A 4,442-nucleotide genomic window follows, 5' to 3' on the forward strand; every position below is an offset into this window, starting at 1 on the left:
CGGCACCCGCCCCCCGGCACCCGTCACCCCCGGCGGCTGTGACGCCCGGTGGTCGTCCACTTCCGGACGGCCGGCATGCCTGGCAGTCGTCGCGCCCGGCACCCGTCGCGCGCTCGCGGTCGTGACGCCCGGCGGCCGTCATGCCCGGCGGCTGTGACGCCCGGTGGCCGTCCACTTCCGGACGGCCGTCATGCGTGGCAGTCGTCGGGCCCGGCACCCGTCGCGCGCTCGCGGTCGTGCGCCCGGCGGCCGTCACTCCCGGCACCCGTCACTCCCGGGACCCGTCACTCCCGGCGGCCGTGTCCCCCGGCACCCGTCCACTTACGGACGGCCGTCATGCCCGGCAGTCGTCGGCCCCCGGCACCCGCTGCGCCGGCGGCCGTGACCCCCGGCACCCGTCACCCCTGGCACCCGTCACCCCCGGCACCCGTGACGCCCGGTGGCCGTCAGCCCCGGCGCAGCAGCCGGTTGACCGCCCGGCCGAAGACCAGGCGGCCCGCGCGGGCCAGCGCGCCGTCGAACACCGCCGGGACCAGGGCGATCCGCAGGTCCTCGCGCCACTCCACGCGGGCCCGGCCGCCCGGGCCCGGGCGCACCTCGATCTCCGCCCAGCCGGTGACGACCCGGCCCCGCTTCTCCAGGCGGCACCGGCCCGGTGTGCCGTCCCCGGGCGGCTCCCACACCGTGACCTCCATCGGGTCGCGGAAGGACAGCGGGCCCAGCCCGGTGCGGGCCACGAAGACGGTGCCCTCGCCGGTCGGCGGGGGAGTGGTCACCGTGATCCGGGTGAGCGGGACGGCGCTGCCGTGCCGGTGCCAGGCCGTGAGCCGGCGCCAGGCCTCGTCGGGGGGAAGGGGCGCCGTGCGCCGGACAAGGAAGGTGGCCACCGGACGATCCTAGGGAACCCGGCGGGCGCACCGGCAGGGCGGCGGCCGTGTCACCCGCCCGGCCCAGCGCGCGGGCGCGCGTCCGCGGTCACCGGTACACCTTCCCCGGCTCCGCCTTCCCCGGGGCCAGCAGCTGGGGCACCGTCACGAACACGTAGCCGCGCTTCTTCAGCGCGTCGATGATGCCGGGCACGGCGGGCACCGTCCCGTCGTAGAGGTCGTGCAGCAGGATGATGCCGTCGCGGGAGACCTGGGTGAGGACGCGGCGGGTGATGAGGTCGGAGTCCGTGGTCGCGTAGTCCTTCGCGGTGACGCTCCAGAGGATCTCGGCGAGCCCCAGGTCCCGGCAGATCTCGTGCACGGTCGCGTCGGTGCGGCCCTGCGGGGGCCGCATGAGCGTGGGGCGGTGGCCGGTGAGCCGCTCGATCGCGTCGTCGGTGCGGGTGAGCTCCTCGCGTATCTCCTCCGGCTCCAGGTCCGTGAGGCGGCGATGGGTCCAGGTGTGGTTGGCCAGCTCGTGCCCCTCGTCGGCCATGCGCCGGACCAGCGCCGGGTAGCGGTCGATGTGCTTTCTGCCCATGAGGAAGAACGTGGCGGGGACCTGCTCCTCCTTCAGGATGTCCAGCAGCCGCGCGGAGTGCTCGCTCGGGCCGGCGTCGAAGGTGAGCGCCACGCACTTCGCCTCGCGGCAGTCGACGGGGCCGAAGCGGGCCCGGACGTCGGTGGTGCGCACGCTGCTCGGGGCGGTCGTGTCCGTCCGTCCGCAACCCCCCAGTGCCACGAGCAGGGCCGCCGCCGCACCGAGTGCGGCGGCGGCCCGGAACGCGGTCGCGGATCTCTTCATCTTCCGGGTCGAAGTCTTCTTGGTCGGAGAAGGCATGCCCGGACTGTACACAGCGTTTATACACGCGATGTATAGTCCGTCAGTCGTGCCTCCGTGCGGGCGGGAAGCCGCATGTGAGAGCGGTCACGGTGGCGGCGCCGCCCTCGCATCGACCGCCGCACACCAGGGCATTCCCGACAAGTTGGCTCCAAGTGTTTGAGACAACCGCAAAACGGCACTCGCGTTCCTCAGGAGCCACACCGGTCGCCCAGGAACGGAGCACGCCACCATGCGGATCCTTGGAATCAACGCCCTGTTCCACGACCCCGCCGCCGCCCTCGTCGTCGACGGACAGGTCGTGGCGGCCGCCGAGGAGGAGCGCTTCAGCCGGCGCAAGCACGGCAAGCGCCCGGTGCCGTTCTCCGCCTGGGAACTGCCCGAGCTGGCCGCCCGCTGGTGCCTGGAGCGGGCCGGGCTCACCCCCGCGGACCTGGACGCCGTCAGCTACTCCTTCGATCCCGCCCTCGCCCGCCCCGCCGCCGACCAGGGCCTGGACGACCCCTGGGACCCGCTCCGCCTGGAGTACGCCCGCCGCGCCCCCGAGTTCCTCGCCGAGGCCCTGCCCGGCCTGGACCCGGCCCGGGTGGTCTTCGTCCCGCACCACGTCGCCCACGCCGCGTCCGCCGGACCCGCCTCCCCCCACCCCGACAGCGCGGTCCTCGTCCTCGACGGCCGCGGGGAGGCCGCCTCCCACCTGGCCGGCCGCTACCGCGACGGCAAACTGGACACCCTCGCCACCCAGGCCCTGCCCCACTCCCTCGGCCTGGTCTACGAGGAACTCACCGAGCACCTCGGCTTCCTGCGCAGCAGCGACGAGTACAAGGTCATGGCCCTCGCCTCCTACGGCACCCCCCGCCACCTGCCCCGCCTGCGCGAACACGTCCACGCCACCGGCGACGGCGGCTTCCGCGCCCACGGCGTCGACTGGGCCGCCCTCACCCCGCCGCGCGCCCCGCACGAGCCCTGGAACCAGGACCACGCCGACCTCGCCGCCGGCGCCCAGGCCGTCCTGGAGGAGGTCCTCCTGGACCTCGCGCACTGGCTGCACCGCGAGGCCGGGGGCGACGCCCTGGCCCTGGCCGGCGGTGTCGCCCTGAACTGCGTCGCCAACTCCCGCCTGGCCGCCCGCGGGCCCTACCGGCACCTGTGGGTGCAGCCCGCCGCCGGGGACGCCGGCACCGCCCTCGGCGGCGCCCTGCACGTGAGCGCGCAGGAGGGGATCACCGCGCGGCCCATGCCCGGCGCCGACCTCGGACGCGGCTGGAGCGACGACGCCCTGCGCGACTGGCTCGACCGCGCCGCCGTCCCCTACGACCGGCCCGACGACATCGCCGAGACCGTCGCCGAGGAACTCGCCCGCGACGGCGTCGTCGCCTGGTTCCAGGGCCGCAGCGAGTACGGCCCGCGCGCCCTCGGACACCGCTCCCTGCTCGCCCACCCCGGCCGCGCCGAGAACCTCGAACGGCTCAACCACGTCAAGGGCCGCGAGGAGTTCCGGCCGGTCGCCCCCATGGTGCTCGCCGACCGGGCCGCCGACCTGTTCTCCGGCGGCCCGCTGCCCAGCCCGTACATGCTCTTCGTGCACGACGTGGCGGCCGCGTGGCGCGACCGGATCCCAGCCGTCGTCCACGTCGACGGCACAGCCCGCATCCAGACCGTCGACGAGCGGCAGGAACCCCTGGTGGCGCGGTTGCTGCGCGGCTTCGAACGCCGCACCGGGCTCCCCGTCGTCGTCAACACCAGCCTCAACACGGCCGGCCGGCCCATGGTCGACGACCCGCGCGACGCCCTGGAGTGCTTCGGCTCCGCCCCCGTCGACCTGCTGGCGATCGGCCCCTACGCCGTGCGCAGGGGGAGGGCCTACGCATGACCTCGTACGCCGTCGTGATCCCCACCCTGGTGCGGGACACCCTCGCCGACTGCCTCGGCGCGCTGGCCGCCGCGACCGGCCCGCGCCCCGACGAGATCGTCCTCGTCGACGACCGCCCCGGCCCCGCCCCCGACCCCGCCGCGCTCGACCACGCGCTGGGCGTCCTCGGCGACCTGCGGGACCGGACCACCGTCCGCACCGGTGGCGGACGCGGACCCGCCGCCGCCCGCAACACCGGGCTGCGCGCCGTCCGTGCGCCCTGGGTCGCCTTCCTCGACGACGACGTCCAGGTCGGCCCCCGCTGGTGCGAACAGCTGACACGGGACCTCACCGAGGCGTCCCCCGACGTCGCCGCAGTCCAGGGCGTCATCACCGTGCCGCTGCCCGGCGGGCGCCGCCCCACCGACTGGGAACGCGGCACGGCCGGACTCGCCCGGGCCCGCTGGATCACCGCCGACATGGCCTACCGCACCGCGGTCCTCAAGGAGGTCGGCGGCTTCGACGAACGCTTCCCGCGGGCCTTCCGCGAGGACGCCGACCTCGCCCTGCGCGTCCTCGGCGCCGGACACCGCATACGGCAGGGCAGCCGCACCACCCGGCACCCCGTGCGGCCCGCCTCCCGCTGGGCCTCCGTCAAGCAGCAGCGCGGCAACGCCGACGACGCGCTGATGCGGCGCCTGCACGGACCCGACTGGTGGGACAAGGCCGTCGCCCCCCGCGGACGGATCCGCCGCCACGCCGCGGTCACCGCCGCCGGGGCCGCCGCCTGCGCCCTCGCCGCCACCGGTCACCGGCGGGCGGC

Annotated in this window: 4 protein-coding genes; 2 read left to right on the top strand and 2 right to left on the bottom strand. The window is 75.8% G+C overall.

Annotated features, from left to right (window positions below):
- Positions 1 to 446: 446 nt before the first annotated feature.
- Together G3I53_RS17920 and G3I53_RS17925 are read right to left on the bottom strand one after the other, a co-directional pair.
- Positions 447 to 887, bottom strand: a complete 441-nt coding sequence (locus G3I53_RS17920) for an SRPBCC family protein (RefSeq protein ID WP_164438549.1) — start codon at positions 885 to 887, stop codon at positions 447 to 449.
- 88 nt (positions 888 to 975) lie between these two features.
- Positions 976 to 1,731, bottom strand: a complete 756-nt coding sequence (locus G3I53_RS17925; protein ID WP_205080171.1) for a polysaccharide deacetylase family protein — start codon at positions 1,729 to 1,731, stop codon at positions 976 to 978.
- A gap of 268 nt (positions 1,732 to 1,999) precedes the next feature.
- Here G3I53_RS17925 and G3I53_RS17930 point away from each other — a divergent pair, with 268 nt between their 5' ends.
- Both G3I53_RS17930 and G3I53_RS17935 read left to right on the top strand, forming a co-directional pair.
- Positions 2,000 to 3,640: a carbamoyltransferase C-terminal domain-containing protein gene (locus G3I53_RS17930; RefSeq protein ID WP_164438551.1), complete on the top strand. Its 1,641-nt coding sequence runs from the start codon at positions 2,000 to 2,002 to the stop codon at positions 3,638 to 3,640.
- Positions 3,637 to 4,442, top strand: an 806-nt coding sequence (locus tag G3I53_RS17935) for a glycosyltransferase (protein WP_164438552.1), incomplete at its 3' end; no start/stop codon positions are given. The genes G3I53_RS17930 and G3I53_RS17935, both read left to right, overlap by 4 nt.

This window comes from Streptomyces sp. SID14436 (assembly GCF_010548465.1).
Lineage (GTDB): Bacteria > Actinomycetota > Actinomycetes > Streptomycetales > Streptomycetaceae > Streptomyces.